This window comes from Bradyrhizobium sp. USDA 336 (assembly GCF_044908355.1).
GTDB lineage: Bacteria > Pseudomonadota > Alphaproteobacteria > Rhizobiales > Xanthobacteraceae > Bradyrhizobium > Bradyrhizobium yuanmingense.
Genome location: NZ_JBIYDC010000002.1, coordinates 2,161,098 through 2,179,662, shown reverse-complemented (window position 1 = coordinate 2,179,662; position 18,565 = coordinate 2,161,098). Strand labels below are relative to the sequence as shown.

At 65.6% G+C, this 18,565-nt stretch carries 23 protein-coding genes; 13 read left to right on the top strand and 10 right to left on the bottom strand.

What is annotated here, in order from left to right:
* Positions 1–52: 52 nt before the first annotated feature.
* From rplI to rpsF, 4 genes are all read right to left on the bottom strand, one after another.
* Positions 53–652, bottom strand: a complete 600-nt coding sequence (rplI, locus tag ABIA45_RS11245; protein ID WP_036000730.1) for a 50S ribosomal protein L9 — start codon at positions 650–652, stop codon at positions 53–55.
* Between the two features lie 49 nt (positions 653–701).
* Entirely contained in the window at positions 702–1,679 is a 978-nt protein-coding gene (locus ABIA45_RS11240) for a DUF2232 domain-containing protein (protein WP_275509584.1), read from the bottom strand.
* Positions 1,680–1,813: 134 nt separating this feature from the next.
* Positions 1,814–2,053 carry a 30S ribosomal protein S18 gene (gene rpsR, locus ABIA45_RS11235; RefSeq protein ID WP_007592020.1) on the bottom strand — a complete coding sequence of 80 codons (240 nt, stop codon included), beginning with the start codon at positions 2,051–2,053 and terminating at the stop codon, positions 1,814–1,816.
* A 5-nt stretch (positions 2,054–2,058) separates the two neighbouring features.
* On the bottom strand, positions 2,059–2,526 hold the full coding sequence (rpsF, locus tag ABIA45_RS11230) for a 30S ribosomal protein S6 (RefSeq protein ID WP_025035823.1): 468 nt from the start codon (positions 2,524–2,526) through the stop codon (positions 2,059–2,061).
* Positions 2,527–2,876: 350 nt separating this feature from the next.
* On the opposite strand from rpsF, the gene ABIA45_RS11225 reads away from it, so the two are divergent.
* From ABIA45_RS11225 to gmk, 9 genes are all read left to right on the top strand, one after another.
* The gene (locus ABIA45_RS11225; RefSeq protein WP_404652049.1) at positions 2,877–3,581 is read left to right on the top strand and encodes a TetR/AcrR family transcriptional regulator C-terminal domain-containing protein; all 705 of its coding nucleotides are present in this window, start codon (positions 2,877–2,879) and stop codon (positions 3,579–3,581) included.
* A 3-nt stretch (positions 3,582–3,584) separates the two neighbouring features.
* Entirely contained in the window at positions 3,585–4,610 is a 1,026-nt protein-coding gene (locus ABIA45_RS11220) for a fatty acid desaturase family protein (protein WP_404652048.1), read from the top strand.
* Between the two features lie 188 nt (positions 4,611–4,798).
* Positions 4,799–5,758, top strand: coding sequence for an ACP S-malonyltransferase (fabD, locus tag ABIA45_RS11215; protein ID WP_404652047.1), 960 nt, complete (start codon positions 4,799–4,801; stop codon positions 5,756–5,758).
* Positions 5,759–5,770: 12 nt separating this feature from the next.
* Complete coding sequence (gene fabG / locus ABIA45_RS11210; RefSeq protein WP_025035827.1) at positions 5,771–6,508, top strand: 3-oxoacyl-[acyl-carrier-protein] reductase; 738 nt, start codon at positions 5,771–5,773, stop codon at positions 6,506–6,508.
* 312 nt (positions 6,509–6,820) lie between these two features.
* Positions 6,821–7,060: an acyl carrier protein gene (locus ABIA45_RS11205; RefSeq protein WP_008551805.1), complete on the top strand. Its 240-nt coding sequence runs from the start codon at positions 6,821–6,823 to the stop codon at positions 7,058–7,060.
* 108 nt (positions 7,061–7,168) lie between these two features.
* Complete coding sequence (fabF, locus tag ABIA45_RS11200; protein WP_128261997.1) at positions 7,169–8,434, top strand: beta-ketoacyl-ACP synthase II; 1,266 nt, start codon at positions 7,169–7,171, stop codon at positions 8,432–8,434.
* 127 nt (positions 8,435–8,561) lie between these two features.
* Positions 8,562–9,845, top strand: coding sequence for an endolytic transglycosylase MltG (mltG, locus tag ABIA45_RS11195; RefSeq protein ID WP_404652046.1), 1,284 nt, complete (start codon positions 8,562–8,564; stop codon positions 9,843–9,845).
* A gap of 118 nt (positions 9,846–9,963) precedes the next feature.
* A complete protein-coding gene (locus tag ABIA45_RS11190) occupies positions 9,964–10,851 on the top strand; it encodes a YicC/YloC family endoribonuclease (RefSeq protein WP_404652044.1) in 888 nt (295 codons plus the stop codon).
* Between the two features lie 3 nt (positions 10,852–10,854).
* Positions 10,855–11,514: a guanylate kinase gene (gene gmk / locus ABIA45_RS11185; RefSeq protein ID WP_057028965.1), complete on the top strand. Its 660-nt coding sequence runs from the start codon at positions 10,855–10,857 to the stop codon at positions 11,512–11,514.
* Here gmk and ABIA45_RS11180 read toward each other — a convergent pair.
* Complete coding sequence (locus ABIA45_RS11180; protein WP_404652042.1) at positions 11,447–12,661, bottom strand: hypothetical protein; 1,215 nt, start codon at positions 12,659–12,661, stop codon at positions 11,447–11,449. The genes gmk and ABIA45_RS11180 overlap by 68 nt on opposite strands.
* Before the next feature lie 267 nt (positions 12,662–12,928).
* Here ABIA45_RS11180 and ABIA45_RS11175 point away from each other — a divergent pair, with 267 nt between their 5' ends.
* The 3 genes from ABIA45_RS11175 to ABIA45_RS11165 all read left to right on the top strand — a co-directional run bounded on the left by ABIA45_RS11175 (position 12,929) and on the right by ABIA45_RS11165 (position 14,453).
* Complete coding sequence (locus ABIA45_RS11175; RefSeq protein ID WP_157284588.1) at positions 12,929–13,246, top strand: helix-turn-helix transcriptional regulator; 318 nt, start codon at positions 12,929–12,931, stop codon at positions 13,244–13,246.
* Positions 13,243–13,728, top strand: coding sequence for an SRPBCC family protein (locus ABIA45_RS11170; RefSeq protein WP_157284589.1), 486 nt, complete (start codon positions 13,243–13,245; stop codon positions 13,726–13,728). The genes ABIA45_RS11175 and ABIA45_RS11170 overlap by 4 nt, the downstream gene beginning before the upstream one ends.
* A gap of 113 nt (positions 13,729–13,841) precedes the next feature.
* Positions 13,842–14,453, top strand: a complete 612-nt coding sequence (locus tag ABIA45_RS11165; protein ID WP_271547022.1) for a cupin — start codon at positions 13,842–13,844, stop codon at positions 14,451–14,453.
* Here the strand turns inward: ABIA45_RS11165 and ABIA45_RS11160 are convergent.
* Entirely contained in the window at positions 14,441–15,142 is a 702-nt protein-coding gene (locus ABIA45_RS11160; protein WP_271547020.1) for a Crp/Fnr family transcriptional regulator, read from the bottom strand. The two genes, ABIA45_RS11165 and ABIA45_RS11160, sit on opposite strands and share 13 nt — an antisense overlap.
* A gap of 17 nt (positions 15,143–15,159) precedes the next feature.
* Positions 15,160–15,399, bottom strand: coding sequence for a hypothetical protein (locus tag ABIA45_RS11155; protein ID WP_271547018.1), 240 nt, complete (start codon positions 15,397–15,399; stop codon positions 15,160–15,162).
* Between the two features lie 155 nt (positions 15,400–15,554).
* Here ABIA45_RS11155 and ABIA45_RS11150 point away from each other — a divergent pair, with 155 nt between their 5' ends.
* Positions 15,555–16,292, top strand: a complete 738-nt coding sequence (locus ABIA45_RS11150) for a Crp/Fnr family transcriptional regulator (protein ID WP_157284591.1) — start codon at positions 15,555–15,557, stop codon at positions 16,290–16,292.
* A gap of 11 nt (positions 16,293–16,303) precedes the next feature.
* Here the strand turns inward: ABIA45_RS11150 and ABIA45_RS11145 are convergent, their stop codons facing one another.
* From ABIA45_RS11145 to ABIA45_RS11135, 3 genes are all read right to left on the bottom strand, one after another.
* A complete protein-coding gene (locus tag ABIA45_RS11145) occupies positions 16,304–17,023 on the bottom strand; it encodes a Crp/Fnr family transcriptional regulator (RefSeq protein WP_271547014.1) in 720 nt (239 codons plus the stop codon).
* Between the two features lie 158 nt (positions 17,024–17,181).
* Positions 17,182–17,418, bottom strand: a complete 237-nt coding sequence (locus tag ABIA45_RS11140; RefSeq protein WP_157284592.1) for a hypothetical protein — start codon at positions 17,416–17,418, stop codon at positions 17,182–17,184.
* Positions 17,419–17,493: 75 nt separating this feature from the next.
* Positions 17,494–18,552, bottom strand: coding sequence for an alcohol dehydrogenase (locus tag ABIA45_RS11135; RefSeq protein WP_271547012.1), 1,059 nt, complete (start codon positions 18,550–18,552; stop codon positions 17,494–17,496).
* Between the last annotated feature and the right edge of the window lie 13 nt (positions 18,553–18,565).

Here is an 18,565-nt window from a genome sequence, read left to right as displayed (position 1 = left end):
GCTTCTTTGACGATGGATGCGCGGGTCAAGCCCGCGCATGACGAGTTGTGGCTTACTTCTCTTCCGCAGCCGGCGCCGGCGCGACCTCGTCGTGCTGGGCTTCCGGATCGAAGAACTCGCCGGCGGCGGCGATCGCCTCGGCGGCCGCATCGCGATCCTCGTTGCGGGTCGAGATGTCCTCGCCGCGATTGATGCGCTCGGCCTCGTCCTGGCTGCGGGCAACCGTGACGGTGATCTCGACCTCGACCTCGGGATGAACGGCAACGGTGATCGAGTGCTTGCCGATGGTCTTGATCGGCGCGTCGAGCTGGATCTGCGGACGGGCGAGCGAAACGCCGTCGGCTTCGAACGCGAGCACGATGTCACGCACGTTGACCGAGCCGAACAGCTGGCCGGCTTCCGAGGCCTGGCGGATCACGATGATGTTCTTGCCCTCGATCTTCTCGGCGACCTTGGACGCCTCGGCCTTCGAGGCGAGATTGCGCGCTTCGAGCTCGGCCTTCATGCCGTCATACTTGGCCCGGTTGTCGGCGGTGGCGCGCAGCGCCTTGCCGCGCTTGAGCAGGAAATTGCGGGCGTAGCCGTCGCGAACCTTCACGACTTCGCCCATCTGGCCGAGCTTGTTGACGCGTTCCAGCAAAATGACTTCCATATTCGTTCTCCTTTTGAAGTGCTCTCGAGGTTTCAGTTTCGGGTTGAACTCAGGGTGTAGGCAGTGGCGGCGGCTGCCGGCTGCGCAGGAAGCGTTCGCGCAAGCCGAACAAGGCATCCGCAAGCCCAAGAATCACCATCGCGACCACGGGCCATCCGAACACGACGACGGCGGCGTAGGTCGAGCCGAGCCAGAACGTGCGGCCGTTCAGCGCGAGCGTCAGCGTATGCAATACGGCGAAACCGGCCAGCGCATAACTCATCATCAGCGCGGCGGTGGCGATCTGCGCCACGATGCCAAGCAGCCCCCCGGTGAAGCAGAAGGCGAGGGAGATGCAAAGCACCACCAGCGTCATCTGCGGAAGCTCGGTGGTCTTGAGGTCCGGCCAGGGACGGCGCAGCCGGCCCGACGTCGCGGTCACCTTGGCGCTGAGCCAGAGGTTGAGGGTGAGCGTCATCGTCGCGGCAATCGTGGCGGCGGCGGGTGCGATGCGCACCAGCGCGTCGACGAACTGGCTGGCTTCGCCCGAAGTTTGCGGGTCGGTGGCGCGCAGGAGGCGCGTCAGGCCACGGCGCAACGTGCCGATGATGGTCTCGGCGTCGGTCCCGAGCGTGAGCAAAGCGGCCATCGTGGTCAGCGTCGCGAAGCCTGCAATCCAGAGCAGGATGCGGCCGACCGGGTACCACTCGACGTCCGGCTCCGCGGAGGGCGCGGTGCCGGTCGCAGGCGCGGCGCTTCCCACCTGACGTCCGAGCAGGACGAGATGGCCGAGCCACCACGCCGGCAACGCGACGGTGACGGCGAAGGCGATGCAGTAGGGCAGGCCGAACAGGGCGCCAAGGCCGATTGCGGCAGCGATGCCGCCGAGGCTCGCGCAAAGCGGGCCCCAGCCGATCGCGGCGACCATCAGGGGGAGCGGAGCGAGATAGAACAGGACAAGCGCGATCAGCGCGCCCGAGATGATCGAGGCGAACATCAGGGCCGACGCAGCGCCGGCGATCAGGGCTATCAGTCCAAAGGCCATCATCAGCTGTCCCGCTCCCTTCGAGCGGTTAGAGGCGTCGCTTGCCCCAACCATCGGCGACCGGACGACCCGGAAGCCTTATGAGTTCGAAAAAGTCGCGACCGGCGGCGCAGCGTCCGCCGGTCGAATTGGTCGTATCAGCGAATGACGTAGGGCAGGAGGCCCAGGAAGCGCGCGCGCTTGATGGCGCGAGCGAGCTCACGCTGCTTCTTCGCGGACACCGCGGTGATGCGGCTCGGCACGATCTTGCCGCGCTCGGAGACGTAACGCATCAAGAGCTTGGAGTCCTTGTAGTCGATCTTCGGAGCATTGGCGCCCGTGAACGGGCAGCTCTTGCGACGACGGAAAAACGGGCGGCGTGCACCAGCTTCAGCCATGATTCTTACTCCCCATCCGTGGTTTCAGCTTCGTCGCGCGGACGGCGCGGACCGCGATCGCCGCGGAAACCGCCCTCGCGGTCGCCACGGAAGCCGCCTTCGCGCTCGCCGCGGAAGCCACCGCCGCGGTCGTCACGCTCGCGGTCGCGGTCGGCCTTGCGCATCATCGCGGACGGGCCTTCCTCGAGCTCCTCAACGCGGACGCTGAGATAGCGGATCACGTCTTCGCTGATGCGCTCCTGGCGCTCGATCTCGGCGATCGCCGCGGACGGCGCGTCGATGTTGAGCAGCACGAAGTGCGCCTTGCGGTTCTTGTTCATCCGGTAGGTGAGGGAGCGCACGCCCCAATTCTCGGTCTTGGTGATCTTGCCGCCGAGACCTTCGACGATACCGGTCATCTGCGCAGTCAGCTCTTCGACCTGCTGCGGGCTCGCGTCCTGACGCGCGAGAAAAACATGCTCGTAAAGAGGCATGGTCGTCCTTTCCTCATGTTGGCGCATCGCCCGGCGTCAAACCCTTAAGAGGCCTTCGGAAAGGACTCTGGGATCAAGCTCAGAAGGCGGAAACACGGGACGACGGGCCGACTGGCCCTGCCACATCAAAATCACGAATGATTTGCTGAGACCGTCCGTTCAGCTCCCGGCCGGGGTCTGCGGATGGGCGCCTTATACGGATTTTGGCCGGCTTTGCAAGGTGGCGGGGCATTTTCAAGCCGAGCCGGTCCGCCCCTCCAACGGGAACAAGAACCCCATCCTCCAATACCAAGATTCGGCTTGATCTATTTGTTTGTATATCATACAAATAAATCAGCGGAGAAGATCCTATGGCAGAAGCGTCGGCCGATGCGCCGCTCGAAGCGGCAGGCGACCCCAAGCACGCCGCGCGCGCGACGCGCTCGGCCGGCCGCAAGATGCGGTCACTGCTCCTGGATGCTGCGAGCCCGCTGTTTCGGGAGCGGGGGCTGTCAGGCACGTCGATTACCGACATCGCGGCCGCCGCGGACGCGTTCCCGAGCCAGATCACCTATTACTTCCGCACCAAGGAGGCGCTGTTTGTCGAATGCGCCTGCCGCGATCTGTTGTACCTGGCACGTGCCACCGAGCAGGCGGCGCTCAAGGCGCGGACGCCGGGGGAATACACCCATGCGCTGGCCGAGACCGTGACGGCGAACGATTCGGTCGCCTTCTTCGCTGAGGCGCTGACGCTGACGCGGCGTCGCCAGGATCTCGCGCCATTGGTGGAGCGCACCATCGAGCGCCTGCACAGCGAGGGTACGCGCGCTTATGCGGGGCAGGTCAAGCGGCACGGCTGGCGCTCGCTGCGCGCGCCCGACGAAAGCTCGCGGCGGTTCTGGGCCGTCGCCATCGGCGTCATTCTCGAGGGCTACGCGATGGGCCGCTCGCCCGAGGCGCTCTGCGCCGAGATGCTGCGCGTGCTGGGCGAGCAGGCGAAATCCACTGAAGACACCGGGCGCCTGCGTCTCGTCGAGGTGCGCGAGGCATCCGACAATTCGAATGGAAAGGGTTAGGCCATGACCGCGCTTCGCATGCGTGCCCGCGATTTCCTGACCGACGATCAATTGGCCGAGGTGCGCCAGCGCGCGACGTGGAAAGGCGCTGCGCTGATCGCGCACGCCTGGGCGCTGATCATTGCAGCCATCGCGCTGGTCGCATGGTGGCCCAATCCGCTCACCTATATCTTCGCCGTCGCCATCATCGGCTCGCGCCAGCTCGGCCTTGCGATCCTGATGCATGACGGCGCACATGGCTGCCTGTCCGCCGACGAGAAAACCAATCTGACGCTGAGCCAGTGGTTCTGCGCCTATCCGCTGTTTGCGGAGACGCGCAGCTACCGGCGCTATCACCTTCAGCACCATGCGCGCACGCAGCAGGAGGACGACCCCGATCTGGTGCTGTCGGCGCCGTTTCCGATCACGAAGCTGAGCTATCGTCGCAAGTTCATCCGCGACATCACTGGGCAGACCGGCTATCAGCAGCGCAAGGCGCAGTTGCTCAACGCGCTCGGGCCAAGGGACTGGTCGTGGCGGCGACGCGCGGCGCATTTCTGGGAGATGCTTGGCCCGCAATGTGTGGTCAACGGGATCATGTTTGCCGCGCTCGCGGCGGCCGGCGTGTGGTGGGCCTATCCGCTGCTCTGGCTGGTGCCGCTCTTGACGTGGATGATGGTCATCACCCGCATCCGCAACATCGCCGAGCACGCCGTCGTCCCCGATAGCAACGACCCCTTGCGCAACACGCGCACGACGCATGCCAATTTTCTCGAGCGCCTGTTCATCGCGCCGTATTACGTGAACTATCACCTCGAGCATCATCTGTTGTTCTATGTGCCCTGCTACAATCTGCCGAAGGTGCACCGGCTGCTGAGTGCGAGTCGGTACGCCGATCGCATGGAAGTGCAGCCGAACTACGCTTCGGTGCTGCGGCTGGCCACGGCAAAGCCGAACCGCGAGGATCGGCCGGGGCAACTGGTGAACAGTGCGCGGCGCGCGCGGGCAGGAGCGGACGTCGATGCCAACCAGACCGCCGGCGGGTTTTGAGGGGCTTATTCCCCGTTGAATGCTGCTCCAAGTTCCCGTCTCGGCTTGACAGTGCGGCCCCGGACGGTGTCTACGGCCCCCTTTGGAGCATGATCCGGAACCATGGCCCAAGGAACCACGGCGTAAGGCCGGGCGTAAATCGGCTGCCGGTTCAGAACAGGGATCATGCCTGACAGCAGGGAGCGCCGATGACGGCTGCATTCACATTTCCTGGGCAGGGTTCCCAGGCTGTCGGCATGGGCAAGGCCCTGGCCGACGCCTTTCCGGTGGCGCGCGCCGTATTCGACGAGGTCGATGCCGCGCTCGGGGAGAAGCTGACGGCCATCATCTGGGAAGGTCCGGCCGAAACTCTCCAGCTCACCGAGAACGCTCAGCCGGCGCTGATGGCCGTGTCTGTCGCGACCTTGCGCGTGCTCGAGGCGGAGGCTGGTTTTTCCGTGGGACGAGATGCTGCCTTCGTCGCCGGCCACTCGCTCGGTGAATATTCGGCGCTGGCGGCGGCCGGCAGCCTGACGGTTTCGGATACCGCGCGTCTGCTTCGCACCCGCGGTCTCGCAATGCAAAAGGCGGTCCCGGTCGGCGCCGGCGCGATGGCCGCGCTGCTCGGTCTCGACTACGAGGCCGCCATGGAGGTCGCGGGCGAGGCGGCGCAGGGGCAGGTCTGCCAGGCCGCCAACGACAATGGCGGCGGCCAGGTCGTCGTCTCCGGCGACAAGGCTGCGGTCGATCGCGCCGTCGAGATCGCCAAGGCCAAGGGCGCCAAGCGCGCGATGCTGCTGCCGGTGTCCGCCCCGTTCCATTGCAAGCTGATGCAGCCGGCTGCGGATGCCATGGCGGAGGCGCTGTCGAAGGTCACGATCAAGGCGCCGGCCGCCCCGCTGGTGTCGAACGTGCTGGCGAGCGCCATCACCGATCCCGACGAGATCCGCCGCCGCCTGGTCGAGCAGGTCACCGGCACGGTGCGCTGGCGCGAGTCGGTGGCTTACATGGCCGGGCAGGGCGTCACCCGCTTCTTCGAGATCGGCGCCGGCAAGGTGCTGACCGGTCTCGTCAAGCGTATCGCGGAAGGCGCCGTCGGCATTGCGGTCGGCGGCCCGAACGATATTGCCGCCGCCAAGGATGCATTGGCCGCAGCGAAGCAGGCTTAAAGGAGCCCATCAATGTTCGATCTGACTGGCCGAAAGGCGCTCGTCACCGGCGCGACCGGCGGCATTGGCGGCGCGATCGCGCAGGCGCTGCACGCGCAGGGCGCCACCGTCGCCATTTCAGGGACGCGCAAGGAGGTGCTGGACGAGCTCGCCGGCAAGCTCGGCGAGCGCGCCCACGTGCTGCCCTGCAATCTCTCCAAGGCCGATGAGGTCGAGGCGCTGGTGCCCGCTGCGGAAGCGGCGATGGGCCAGGTCGACATTCTCATCGCCAATGCCGGCATCACGCGCGACAATCTCTTCGTGCAGCTTCGCGACGAGGACTGGGACGAGGTCATCAACGTCAATCTGACCGCGACCTTCCGCCTGGCGCGCGCCGCGACCAAGCTGATGATGCGCAAGCGCTTCGGCCGCATCGTCGCCATCACCTCGGTGGTCGGCGTCACCGGCAATCCCGGGCAGGGCAATTATACTGCGTCGAAGGCCGGCCTGATCGGCATGATCAAGACTTTAGGGGCCGAATACGCCAAGCGTGGCGTGACCGCGAACTGCATCGCGCCGGGCTTCATCAAGACGCCGATGACCGATGCGCTCAACGACAAGCAGCGCGAAACGATTCTCACCAAGGTTCCGGCCGCCCGCCTCGGGACGCCAGAGGACATCGCAGCGGCCGCCGTCTATCTGAGCTCGAACGAAGCAGCCTACGTCACCGGGCAGACCATCCACGTCAACGGCGGCATGGCCATGATCTGACGTCTCGTGCCGCGTCGCCTGTCACGGCGGTGCGGCATGCGGCAAACGGCCGTTTCCGGAGCGAAATGAGGCTTGTAGTCAAGGCAATTGAAGTATGATAACCGGACCTCCAACGGATGGGCAAAGAACGCCATTGCAGGTTTTTGAAACCCTGTATATTGGCGATGCGGAGCCTTTGGCCGTCGTTCGCCGGGGCCTCCATCGGTTAGGATGGGCCAAATCAAAGTTCGTAAGCGAAGGCAGTCAAACGACCACGACGGCTCGTATCGTCCCGGGGGGTCGGGTCTACAGGGAACAACACGAGGTTAAGCAATGAGTGACATTGGCGAGCGGGTTAAGAAGATCGTGGTCGAACACCTTGGTGTTGAACCCGAGAAGGTTGTCGACAACGCGAGCTTCATCGACGACCTCGGCGCCGACAGTCTGGATACCGTCGAGCTGGTGATGGCGTTCGAAGAGGAATTCGGTTGCGAGATTCCGGACGACGCTGCGGAAACGATTCTCACCGTCGGCGACGCTACGAAGTTTCTCGAGAAGAACGCGAAGAGCTAAGGCTCTTCAATTTCGCGGGGACAACATTGAAACCGGACGGGCCGCTTCGCAGCGGTCAGCCGGTTTCTTGTTATTGGCCGTGATTCTTTCGATGCGGAGTTTTCGGATATGAGGCGGGTTGTCGTCACGGGTCTCGGCATGGTCTCGCCACTCGGCTGTGGCGTCGAGCCGACCTGGAAACGCATCCTCAACGGCGAAAGCGGTGCGCGCAGGATCGAGAGCTTCGATGTCTCCGATCTGCAGACCAAGATCGCCTGCACGGTCGTGCGCGGCGACGGCTCGAACGACAGCTTCAATCCGGACAAGTGGATGGAGCCGAAGGACCAGCGTAAGGTCGACGACTTCATCATCTTCGGCATGGCCGCGGCCGGCCAGGCGCTCGACGACGCCAACTGGCATCCCGAGACCGAAGAGGACAAGTGCGCGACCGGCACCATGATCGGCTCCGGCATCGGCGGCCTCAACGGCATCGCCGACACCGCGATCCTGCTGAAGGAGCGCGGGCCGCGCCGGGTGTCGCCGTTCTTCATTCCCGGCCGCCTGATCAATCTCGCCTCCGGCTACGTCTCGATCGCCCACGGGCTGAAGGGACCGAACCATTCGGTGGTCACGGCCTGTTCGACCGGCGCGCATGCGGTCGGCGATGCCGCCCGCCTGATCGCGCTGGGCGATGCCGACGTGATGGTCGCGGGCGGCGCCGAGTCGCCGATCAGCCGCATCGGCATTGCCGGCTTCAACGCCGCGCGCGCGCTGTCGACCGGTTTCAACGAGACTCCCGAAAAGGCCTCGCGTCCCTACGATAAGGACCGCGACGGCTTCGTGATGGGCGAGGGCGCCGGCGTCCTCGTCCTGGAGGAGCTGGAGCACGCCAGGCGCCGCGGCGCGAGGATCTATGCCGAGGTGATCGGCTATGGTCTGTCGGGCGATGCCTATCACATCACCTCGCCTTCGCCCGATGGCGACGGTGGCTTCCGCAGCATGTCGGCCGCGCTCAAGCGTGCCGGGCTGACGCCGTCCGATCTCGATTACATCAACGCGCACGGGACCTCGACGCCGCTCGGCGACGAGATCGAGCTCGGCGCGGTCGAGCGTCTGCTCGGCAACGCCGCCTCCAAGGTCGCGATGTCCTCGACCAAGTCGTCGACCGGCCATCTGCTCGGCGCGGCCGGTGCGATCGAAGCGATTTTCGCGATTCTGGCGATTCGCGATAATGTCGTGCCGCCGACGATCAATCTCGACAATCCGTCGGTCGAGACCGCGATCGATCTCGTGCCGCACAAGGCGAAGCAGCGTGAGGTCAACGTCGCGTTGTCGAACTCTTTTGGTTTTGGCGGTACCAATGCGTCGGTGATCGTCCGGCGCCTAGTCAGTTAGTTTGTGTTTGAGACGAATCCACCGTTTTGCCGTATTCGGCGATAGTCATGGACGTGGGCGCGTGCGTTTTTGGCAGGGCAAGCGATTGTCGGGCCGCTATTGAACCGGCAGGATTCAGGTTGTTTCGATGAGTGAAAGGCCGCCCATTTCACCCCGGAGTCCGCGGGCCGCGCTCGAGCCCGAGCAACTTCCGCCGCCGCCCAAGCGGTCGGACCGCGCGCGCAATCCGTTCGTCGTCGTCGGCAACGCCATCATCACCCTTCTGCTGATCGCCATGCTCGGCGCCGGCGGCGTCTATTATTACGGCCGCCAAGTGCTCGAGGCGCCCGGACCGCTGAAGGAGGACAAGATCGTCAACATCCCGCAGCGTGCGGGCAAGCGCGACATCGCCGAGACGCTGAACCGGGAAGGCGTGACCGACGTCAATCCCTGGGTGTTCATCGCCAGCGTCGCCGCGTTGAAGGCGAGCTCGGACCTCAAGCCGGGTGAGTATTCCTTCCAGAAGAACGCCTCGCTGCGCGACGTCATCGGCACCATCGTCGAGGGCAAGGTGGTGCAGCACGCCGTGACGATTCCCGAAGGCCTGACCTCCGAGCAGATCGTGGCGCGGCTGTCCGACAACGACATCTTCACCGGCAGCGTGCGCGAGCTGCCGCGCGAAGGCACGCTGCTCCCGGAGACCTACAAATTCCCGCGCGGCACCCCGCGCGAGCAGGTGGTCCTGCGCATGCAGCAGGCGCACAAGCGTGTGCTGTCGGAGATCTGGGAGCGCCGCAATCAGGACATTCCGGTCAAGACGCCGGAGCAGCTGGTCACGCTGGCGTCCATCATCGAGAAGGAAACCGGCAAGGCGGACGAGCGCAGCCGCGTCGCCGCGGTGTTCGTCAACCGGCTGAAGCAGCGGATCAAGCTGCAGTCCGATCCGACCATCATCTACGGCATCGTCGGCGGCAAGGGAACGCTGGGCCGGCCGATCAAGCGCAGCGAGATCACGCAGCCCTCGCCCTACAACACCTACGTGATCGACGGCCTGCCGCCGGGCCCGATCTCCAATCCGGGCCGCGCCTCGCTCGAAGCTGCCGCCAACCCGGCCCGCACCCGCGACCTCTATTTCGTCGCCGACGGCACCGGCGGGCACGCCTTCACCGAGACCTACGACGCGCACCAGAAGAACGTCGCCAAGCTCCGCGCGATGGAGAAGCAGATCCAGAACGACACGGTCGAGCCGCCCGAGGACGCGCAGCCGCCGGCGGCTGCCGGGCCCGGCGCCGCCGACGCGCCGACTGCGACCACGCCGGCACGGCCCAATCAGCAGAAGAGACCGCCGGCGGCGCGCCCGGCTGGTCCCGCCAATTCTGCACCGGCGCGGCAGGGCGCGGTGCAGGGCTCGCCGCCAGTGGTCCAGCGCTAAAAGCCCGCGCGCAGACCAGCTGGCGGGCATTACGCATTCCACTTTCCGGCAAAATAGTCTTAAGATTCGCGTGGCTTGATAGCCTCGCGAATCCCGTGTTCCTGGAGAATTTGAACTGATGGCGCTGTCGTCCATGACCGGCTTTGCGAGATGCCACGGCGCGAGCGGGCCGTATACGTTCGAATGGGAGTTGAAGTCGGTCAATGCCAAGGGCTTCGACTTGCGCGTGCGGCTGCCGCAGGGGTTTGACGAGCTCGAGGCCCATGCCAAGAAGCGCGCGGGCGAGCTGCTCTCGCGCGGCACCGTCTATGCCAATCTCACCGTCAAGCGCACCAATGCCGCCGCCACCGTCCGCATCAACGAGGACGTGCTCAACGCGGTGCTGAAGGCCGCCGCGCTGATCTCGGGGAAGGTCGACGCGGTGGCGCCGAGCATCGACGGCCTGCTCGCCATCAAGGGCGTCGTCGAGGTCGCCGAGCCCGAGGGCGACGAGGAGGAGGACAAGGCGGCGCGCGCCGCGGCCGCCGAGGCCTTCGGCAAGGCGCTCGACGAGCTCGTTGCGATGCGCAAGCGCGAGGGCACTTCGCTCGGGCAGATCCTGACCCAGCGCGTCGACGAGATCGAGGAGCTGGCGAAGAGAGCGGAGGCCGCGCCCGGCCGCAAGCCGGAGGCGATCAAGGCGAAGCTCGCTGAGCAGATCGCAGCGCTGCTCGATACCTCCGACCGTTTCGATTCCGACCGCCTGATGCAGGAGGCGATCCTGATCGCCACCAAGGCCGACATCCGCGAGGAGCTCGACCGCATCGCCTCCCACATCGCGCAGGCGCGCGAGCTGATCGGCAAGGGCGGCCCGATCGGGCGCAAGCTGGATTTCCTGGCGCAGGAGTTTCACCGCGAGGTCAACACCTGCTGCTCGAAGTCGAACGACATCGAGTTGACCAACACGGGCCTCGCCATGAAGAACGTGGTCGAGCAGTTCCGCGAGCAGGTGCAGAATCTGGAGTGATCCATGACGACGGGCGGTCACGGAACTGACGGTGTCGAGCGGCGCGGATTGATGTTCGTGCTGTCCTCGCCATCAGGCGCGGGCAAGACGACGCTGTCGCGCATGCTGATCGACCGGATGCCGGGCTTGAAAATGTCGGTATCTGCGACCACGCGCGCGATGCGGCCGGGCGAGGTCAACGGCAAGGACTATACGTTTGTCGACAAGGCGACGTTCGATGCCATGGTGAAGGCCGACGAACTGCTGGAATGGGCGACGGTGTTCGACAACAACTATGGTACGCCGCGCGGTCCCGTGGATGCGGCGTTGTCGGCCGGCCAGGATGTGCTGTTCGACATCGACTGGCAGGGCACCCAGCAATTGAAGCAGAAGGCGCGCGCCGATGTCGTCAGCGTCTTCATCCTGCCGCCCTCTGCGGCCGACCTCGAGAAGCGCCTGCACTCGCGCGCGCAGGATTCCGACGAAGTGATCCGCAAGCGGATGAGCCGTGCCAGCGACGAGATGAGCCACTGGGCCGAGTACGATTACATCGTGATCAACCACGCGGTCGACGAAGCCTTCGCCGAGGTGCAGTCGATCCTGAAGGCCGAACGGCTCAAGCGCGAGCGGCGGATCGGCCTCGTAGGCTTCGTGCGAAGTTTGCAAGGTCAGCTTCAAGGTTAGGCCGCGACAGGCGCGGCCCTTGCTTGGCCAGCTGTTCCAGCATCGTCGTGATGACGTCGACGTCGACCGCATCGGCGTCCCGACCCGCCGGCGCGTCATCGTGAGCCTTGCCGCTCTCGACAGCGGCGAGCTTGGGCGCTGCGGCGACGGGCTGGAATATCTTCTCGACCGTCTCGTTCTCGACCTTGTTGCTTCTGGTCTCGACGGGTTCTGCGGCCGGATTGGCGGCAAGTTGCTTGCGCGCGTCGATCAGCTCGATCTCGCGGCCGATCGCAGCGAGTTTCGTCACTTGTTTTGTCGGTTGCGGACGTGCCGCATCGAAATCGATCGGGCGCGGCGGCTGGGCGGCGGCCGGTGGTGAATCCCGCCAGGGCGCGTGGCTTCCGTCATGGTCCTGCGGCGCCCAATCGTCCCAATGCCCGCGGCGGTCGGCGGCCTGGGCGCGGACCCGTCCGCCGGCGAAGCGGTAGATGACGCTGGCGAGGATGCCCGCAAGCGCCAGCGCACCGCCGATCACGAGCATCAGCATTTGCAGCGAACCGCCGGACTTGTCAGTCGTGCCATCGGCCGCGGGCGGGAGCGGAGCAGGGGATTTTGACGGCTTCGCGTTTGGCTGCGCGGCTGCTGCAAGCGTGGTTGGCGCCGGCTGAGGCGCTGGGGCGGTGGACGCTGTGGAGGCCTCGGGCCAGCGCGCGGTCACGGCCGGCTGCTGCGCGTTGGTTTCGGCGACGCTGCTCGGCTGCGGCGCGACCGCGGGTGCATTCGCCGCGGCCGGCGCGGGCGCGGCCATGTTCGGCGTGCCCGCTGCGGCACTCGTCTGCGGCGCGATATATTCGGCGCGCGCGTTCTGCACGGCCTGCGGCGATGCTGCATCCGGCTCGGACGTATCGGTCGTCGCCTGCGCGGTCTGTGCGGCTTTGCCGCCTGCGGCGCGCAGATACCAGCACTTGCGCTTCGTCGTGCGATCGAGGCGATAGTACCAGTGTTGGCCCTGCGGCGCGGCATCCTTCGGCGAAGCCAGGCAGTCGGGCGCCGCATTGGCCGTGCTCGATGGTGTCGGCGCGTTCTGCGATACCGCGGCCAACGGCGCGCCCGCAAGGATGCTGGCGACGAGGGTCGAAACGAACTTTGCGGTGCGGTTGCCCATCCTGGTCTCCCGGTTACGCATGACGCAACTCTTAACCACCCCTTTGTCATCAAAGACTTGGGTGGCAATGAGCCGCAAATCCGGAGAGGATGTGGCCTGAATCGGGCCCGCGCGGCGTTCGTTCCGCCGCCGGATAAGACTTTCCAACGCCACGATCAGAGTTCCACGCCACGACCTGAGCCGATTGACACGATAATAAGTTCATACTAATCATTAGTCATAACTTATTATAGGTCGAGCAAGCGGGGCATCGGGCGGTGAGTGGCTATGGCTAAAGACAGCGCACAACTGGCCGCACTCGGCGATCCCACCCGCAGGCGGATCTTCGAGCTTGTCGGCGCACGGCCACGCACCGTCGCTGAGATCACGCGACAGCTGCCGGTGTCCCAGTCGGCCGTCTCGCAGCATCTCAAGGTGCTGCGCGAATCCCGCTTGGTTCGTGCAGAGCCGAAGGGCGCCAGCAACGTCTATTACGTCGACCCGGCGGGGCTCGGACAGATGCGCGCCTGGCTCGACCGGTTCTGGAGCGACACGTTGGCCGCTTACAAACTAGCCGTCGAAAAACCACCGGAGGGATCCAGATGAACACACGTGTATCGATTGCGCCCGTAAAGCATGCCATCGTCGTCGAGGCGCCGATCGAGCGCGCGTTCAAGGTCTTCACCGAGGACTTCGGCAGCTTCAAGCCGCGCGAGCACAATCTGCTCGCCGTTCCCATCGCAGAGACCGTATTCGAACCTCGTGTAGGCGGAAGCATCTATGATCGGGGGATCGACGGCAGCGAATGCCGCTGGGCGCGCGTATTGGCGTTCGAACCACCCAATCGAGTCCTCTTGAGCTGGGACATCAGCCCGCGCTGGCAAATCGAAACCGATCCCGCCAAGACCAGTGAATGGGAGGTCCGGTTCATTGCGGAGACACCGAGCCGGACCCGCTTGGAGCTGGAGCACCGTCACCTCGATCGGCATGGCGAGGGCTGGGAAGGCGTCCGCAGCGGCGTTGACAGCGATCAGGGTTGGCCGCTCTATCTTCGGCAGTTTGCCGAGCGGATTGCCGGCGAGCGTTGACGCGCTTCCTTCCAATGCCGCGCTCATGATGAGGAGAGGCCCTGTCGGGCGCTCCGATCGGGCCCGGAAACTTCTCGCCTCCGCAGCCGTTATTTCGCGGCTGAGGAGACGTCATGCCGGTCAAGGATCAGATCAAGAACTTCGCCAAGAAGCTGGTGGAGGAGCAGCCCGATGCGGCGACGCTGCGGGGGCTGGTGCGAGCCCGCAAGCCTACCGTTATGCACTTTCGCGACGATGGCATCGTGCCGAACCATCCGCGCTTCCCGGCGCTGCTCTATCGCGGCGCGGTGAAGCTGAACGGTCGGCGCTTTCCGCCCGAGGTCGTCATCGACACGCTGTTCGACACCAACGGCTGGGGCCGGTCGTGGCGCGACACCGTGTACGACTTCGTCCACTATCATTCCCAGATCCATGAAGTGATGGGCGTGGCGCGCGGCACGGCGAGGATCGAGTGCGGCGGGATCAAGGGCCGCATCCTGAAACTGAAGGCCGGGGACGTGCTGGTCCTGCCCGCGGGCACCGGCCACCGGCTGATCGAATCCAGCCGGGACTTTATGGTCGTCGGCGCCTACCCGCAGGACGGCACCTATGACGAGTGCACCGACACGCGCCAGCGTCCCGACGCGGTCAAGCGCATCGCGAAGGTCCGCAAGCCGAAGACGGATCCCGTGCTGGGGAGCGGTGGACCGCTGCTCGCCGCGTGGCGGTCCGCTCAGCTCAGATAATCAGGCGTGAAATCCGCAAGTCTGCGCAGCTCGTCGGGCTGCAGCAGCTCGATCTCGCTGCCGTCCCAGGCGATCAACCCGCGATGCCTCAGCTCCTGAATGGTGCGGTTGACGTGGACGATGGACAGGCCACAGGCGTCCGCGACGTGGCGTTGCGTCATCGGCATCTGGAAGCAGTTGCGCTTGACGAGGCCGACGATCTCCAGCCTTGCCGCGAGCTCGCAGATGAGGTGCGCTACCTTGGGCAGCGCCGCCTGTGCGCCGAGGCGGGCGATCCATTGCCGCGAGATGGCCGCGTCGATCAGCGTCTCGCGCCAGAAGGCGTGGGTCAGGTGGATCGAGCTGTCGAGCAGCTGGCGGAGCTGGCTGTGGGCGACGGTGCCGACGATGGTCGGGCCGAGCGCCACGAGGTCCGCGTCCATCGGCGTGACCAGCAGCGTGTGCAGGCAGGGCATGTCGCCGGGAACATGGAAGGAGAGGGTCTGGTTGCGGTCGCCGACGATGCGCGACTGGTAAAGGAAGCCGCTGACGACGAACACGCAGCGGGTCGCGGCCTCACCCTGGCGTAGCACGATCTCGCCATCCGCGACCTGGCGCAGCGTGGACGGCAAGTCCGCGATCTGCCGGCGCTCGTCCTCGGACAGGCCTTCGATCACCTGGAGACGGGCGATGAATTTCGAATGTGGCATGAGCCTCGCGTGCCGCTTCAGCCGTCCCGCGGCACGGACGCCTCGGCCAGGCGACGCGACAGTTTCGCAAGCGTCCAGTCGGAAACCGGCACGGAGCGGAACTCGCGGATGGCGCGAGCGAGCTCCTGATCCGACATCGGCCGAACCGGCTCCCTCAGTGTTCCCTTCAGCAAGGCATCTCTGATGCTGTCCAGATGCTCGCAGGCATCGGATGCGAACAGGCGCCGGATGCGTTCCAGGAGAGTGGTGCTTTTCATATGAAGGCCGGCCGTCCGAAATCGGGGGAATGGCGTGGCTGCGATCGATGCGTCGCAAGCCGGTTAGCAACCTGTGCTACCGATCTGCGTTCTAGTCCGCTGAACGCAAGCCGGACGTATCATTTGATAGAACCGGCGAGATTTTTGGCCGCCCCATGGAAAGAGCTCACGACGTGCTGATACGGAACCTCGGCGAGCACACGGTGCTCGTAGAGGAGGATATTGCCGAGATTCGCGCGTTGACCTTCATGCTGCGCGATTACGCACCCAATGAGGATTTCATCCGTCAAGGCGACGAGCCCGAGCATTCCGCTTTGGTCGTCTCCGGCATGGTTGCCCGCTATCACCTGCTCGGCAGCGGGCGGCGGCAATATCTGGCGTTCCACCTCACCGGCGATCTTCCGGATGCGCAGGGGCTGTTCATCGATCAGATGGATCACGGGCTCAGTGCGCTCGGGCCGGCGTCGGTTGCGTTCATCCCGCACCGCGAATTGTTCATCGCGTTCCGACGGAGGCCGACCTTCGGGCTCGCAGTCTGGCGCGAGACGCTGCGCGACGCCGCGATCTTTCGCGAGGCCATCACCAACAACAGCGCCCGGCCGATGCAGACGCGCATGGCGCATCTGTTTTGCGAGCTGTTCTACCGTGCCCGCGCGGCGCAGCTGGTGCGCGGCAATCGCTGCCGCATGCCGATTAGCCTCGCACAGCTCGGCGAGACGCTCGGCATGGCAATCGCGACGGTGAATCGGACGCTCGCAGATCTCAGGCGCAGCGGCGCGATGGATCTTCGCGACGGCGAGCTGGTCGTGCTGAAATGGCGCGAGCTGCAGCGGCTCGGCGATTTCAGTCCGGCCTATCTTCATCTGAAGCGGCAGTCGCCGCGTCAGGCGTGATAGAAGAGGCATCAGCCCTCCGCGGTTGCCGCTCCACCACGTACCTCGTCGAAATGCTTCTTCACCCAATCGTTGCAGCAGCAGGCTCTCGCCTCGAGCGCTGCTGCGTCGAGGATCAGGATGGCGCCGCGGCGGGTCGCGAGGATGCGCCGCGCCTTGAACATCTGGATGACGCGGCTGGCATAGCTGCGGGAGACGCCCAGCATGCCGGCGAGCTGCTCGTGGGTGAGCGGAATCTCGGCTCCGCCGATATGTTCCTGCGCGGACATGATCCACTTGGCGGCACGCTGCTCGATCGAATGCGCTGCGTTGCAAGCCGCAGTCTGCAAGAGCTGCGCGAACTGACAGTCGGCGTAGCGCGCGAAGGCGTCCTGGAGCGTCGCCGACCTCGGCTGCGCCTGCTCGAGCGCGCGCAGCGGCAGCCGCATCAGGGTGCCGCCGAGCTTCACGATCATGCGCGAATAGGCGAGCGAAGGGCTTCGGCCGGCGGCGATGCCCACCGCACCCTCGCGCCCCACCAGCAGGCTTTCGACCTCGCGGTCGTCCTCGACCGGCACGGCGAACGACACCAGCGCGGGACCGCATGGAAAATGGACCGCGGCGACGTCGTCGCCGGCGTGATGCAGGACGTGGCTCGCCTCGACTTCAATCGGCTGGAGGTGAGGCGCGAGCAGTTCGAAATCCTGATGATTGAGCTGCCGGAGCAGATCGTTCTGGGGCCGACCGGTCACATTGTGTTCTCTTGGGCGGGCCGGGAATCGGCGCCAGCGGCAAACCTACGTTTCCGCGGCGGAACCGACGGTTCCAAAGTGCACACAACGGACGTTCGAACGTTGAAAACTAGAGTACGGCGTCGCGGCTTCAGCGGGCTGGACGGCAGCGAGGATCGTCAGCCGCAGCGGATTTCGCGATCCTCCCTCAGTCGGCCCTGTGACGCGGCGGCGCGGTAAGCGTCGATCGCCCGGTTGGCGAGCATCAATTGCCGGCGCTCACCGGTTCGAAGCTGGGCCTCGATGGCGTCGAGCAGGAAGTTCGCGCTCGCGTCCGGCGGCCCGAGCTCGCCGCTCTTCTCCAGGCAGCTCCAGGCGATGAAGAATGCGCTTTCGACGGTGCAACGGATCGACATGCGCAGCCAACGCGGCGCGGCCGCAGGCGTTCCGTGCGGCCGGGCGAGACTTGCGTCGGACCCGCCGCGCCGCGGTCAGTTCTTCAGGACGATGCGGCCGACGACCTTGCCGGCACGCAATTCGTCGATCCACTTCTGCACGTCGCCCATCGGCTCCTCGCGCATCGGCGTCGGCTTGATCTTACCGGCGCGGGCGAGCGCCATCAACTCGTGAGCCTCCGCGAGCGTGCCGACCATGAAACCTTCGATGGTCATGCGCTTGTAGACCCATTGCACCATCGGCAGCGTGAACTGGCCGCCCATCAGGCCGGAGACCACGATCTTGCCGCCGCGCGCGGCAACCGCGACGGCAAAGGCCATCGACTTCTCGTTGCCGGCGAAATCGACGATCTCGTCGAAGCCGCCTTCGGTCTCTTTCAGGATGCGCTTGATCACGTCGGGCTCGGCCGGATCGTAGGCGACAGCGGCACCGTTCTTGAGTGCGGTCTCGCGCGCGGCCGGCGAGAGGTCGGCGACCGTGATCGGCTGCTTGAACATCGCCTGCGCGAACGACAGGCCCATCATGCCGACGCCGCCGAGGCCGATCAGCAGCAAATTGCGCTGGCGCGGACGGTCGACCAGGCGCTTGAGCGCGCCATAGGCGGTGACGCCGGAGCACATCAAGGTCGCGGCCTGGTTGACGGGCAGGGGATCGTAGTCGAGCAGATATTTGGCGTCGGGGACCAGAACGTGGGTGGCGAAGCCGCCGTCGATGGAGACGCCGAGGAAGCGTTGCTTCACACAAAGGTTCTCGTCGCCATTGGCGCAGTCGCGGCACTGGCCGCAGCCGATCCACGGAAACACCGCCTTCTGGGCGCCGACGAGGCTCGCCGGAACGTCGGGGCCGACCTCGTCGACGACGCCGGCGATCTCGTGGCCGAGCGTGAAGGGCAGCGTCATGCCGCGCGTGGTGTCGAGCTTCTTGCCGCCGCCGAGATCGGCATAGCCGTCCTGGATGTGGAGATCGGAATGGCAGAGACCGCAGCGCTCGATGCGGACCAGGACCTCACGGCCTTGCGGCTTGGGCGTCTCGACGATGGTCTCACACAGCGGCGCATCGAACTTGACCAGGGACTGCCGACGCATCAACGCCATTTTCTTTCCTCCG

Excerpts from the sequence above, each read along its gene's own strand:
- rplI (WP_036000730.1), bottom strand. The coding sequence starts at position 652 with ATGGAAGTCATTTTGCTGGAACGCGTCAACAAGCTCGGCCAGATGGGC.
- ABIA45_RS11240 (WP_275509584.1), bottom strand. The coding sequence starts at position 1,679 with ATGATGGCCTTTGGACTGATAGCCCTGATCGCCGGCGCTGCGTCGGCC.
- rpsR (WP_007592020.1), bottom strand. The coding sequence starts at position 2,053 with ATGGCTGAAGCTGGTGCACGCCGCCCGTTTTTCCGTCGTCGCAAGAGC.
- rpsF (WP_025035823.1), bottom strand. The coding sequence starts at position 2,526 with ATGCCTCTTTACGAGCATGTTTTTCTCGCGCGTCAGGACGCGAGCCCG.
- ABIA45_RS11225 (WP_404652049.1), top strand. The coding sequence starts at position 2,877 with ATGGCAGAAGCGTCGGCCGATGCGCCGCTCGAAGCGGCAGGCGACCCC.
- ABIA45_RS11220 (WP_404652048.1), top strand. The coding sequence starts at position 3,585 with ATGACCGCGCTTCGCATGCGTGCCCGCGATTTCCTGACCGACGATCAA.
- fabD (WP_404652047.1), top strand. The coding sequence starts at position 4,799 with ATGACGGCTGCATTCACATTTCCTGGGCAGGGTTCCCAGGCTGTCGGC.
- fabG (WP_025035827.1), top strand. The coding sequence starts at position 5,771 with ATGTTCGATCTGACTGGCCGAAAGGCGCTCGTCACCGGCGCGACCGGC.
- ABIA45_RS11205 (WP_008551805.1), top strand. The coding sequence starts at position 6,821 with ATGAGTGACATTGGCGAGCGGGTTAAGAAGATCGTGGTCGAACACCTT.
- fabF (WP_128261997.1), top strand. The coding sequence starts at position 7,169 with ATGAGGCGGGTTGTCGTCACGGGTCTCGGCATGGTCTCGCCACTCGGC.
- mltG (WP_404652046.1), top strand. The coding sequence starts at position 8,562 with ATGAGTGAAAGGCCGCCCATTTCACCCCGGAGTCCGCGGGCCGCGCTC.
- ABIA45_RS11190 (WP_404652044.1), top strand. The coding sequence starts at position 9,964 with ATGGCGCTGTCGTCCATGACCGGCTTTGCGAGATGCCACGGCGCGAGC.
- gmk (WP_057028965.1), top strand. The coding sequence starts at position 10,855 with ATGACGACGGGCGGTCACGGAACTGACGGTGTCGAGCGGCGCGGATTG.
- ABIA45_RS11180 (WP_404652042.1), bottom strand. The coding sequence starts at position 12,661 with ATGGGCAACCGCACCGCAAAGTTCGTTTCGACCCTCGTCGCCAGCATC.
- ABIA45_RS11175 (WP_157284588.1), top strand. The coding sequence starts at position 12,929 with ATGGCTAAAGACAGCGCACAACTGGCCGCACTCGGCGATCCCACCCGC.
- ABIA45_RS11170 (WP_157284589.1), top strand. The coding sequence starts at position 13,243 with ATGAACACACGTGTATCGATTGCGCCCGTAAAGCATGCCATCGTCGTC.
- ABIA45_RS11165 (WP_271547022.1), top strand. The coding sequence starts at position 13,842 with ATGCCGGTCAAGGATCAGATCAAGAACTTCGCCAAGAAGCTGGTGGAG.
- ABIA45_RS11160 (WP_271547020.1), bottom strand. The coding sequence starts at position 15,142 with ATGCCACATTCGAAATTCATCGCCCGTCTCCAGGTGATCGAAGGCCTG.
- ABIA45_RS11155 (WP_271547018.1), bottom strand. The coding sequence starts at position 15,399 with ATGAAAAGCACCACTCTCCTGGAACGCATCCGGCGCCTGTTCGCATCC.
- ABIA45_RS11150 (WP_157284591.1), top strand. The coding sequence starts at position 15,555 with ATGGAAAGAGCTCACGACGTGCTGATACGGAACCTCGGCGAGCACACG.
- ABIA45_RS11140 (WP_157284592.1), bottom strand. The coding sequence starts at position 17,418 with ATGTCGATCCGTTGCACCGTCGAAAGCGCATTCTTCATCGCCTGGAGC.
- ABIA45_RS11135 (WP_271547012.1), bottom strand. The coding sequence starts at position 18,552 with ATGGCGTTGATGCGTCGGCAGTCCCTGGTCAAGTTCGATGCGCCGCTG.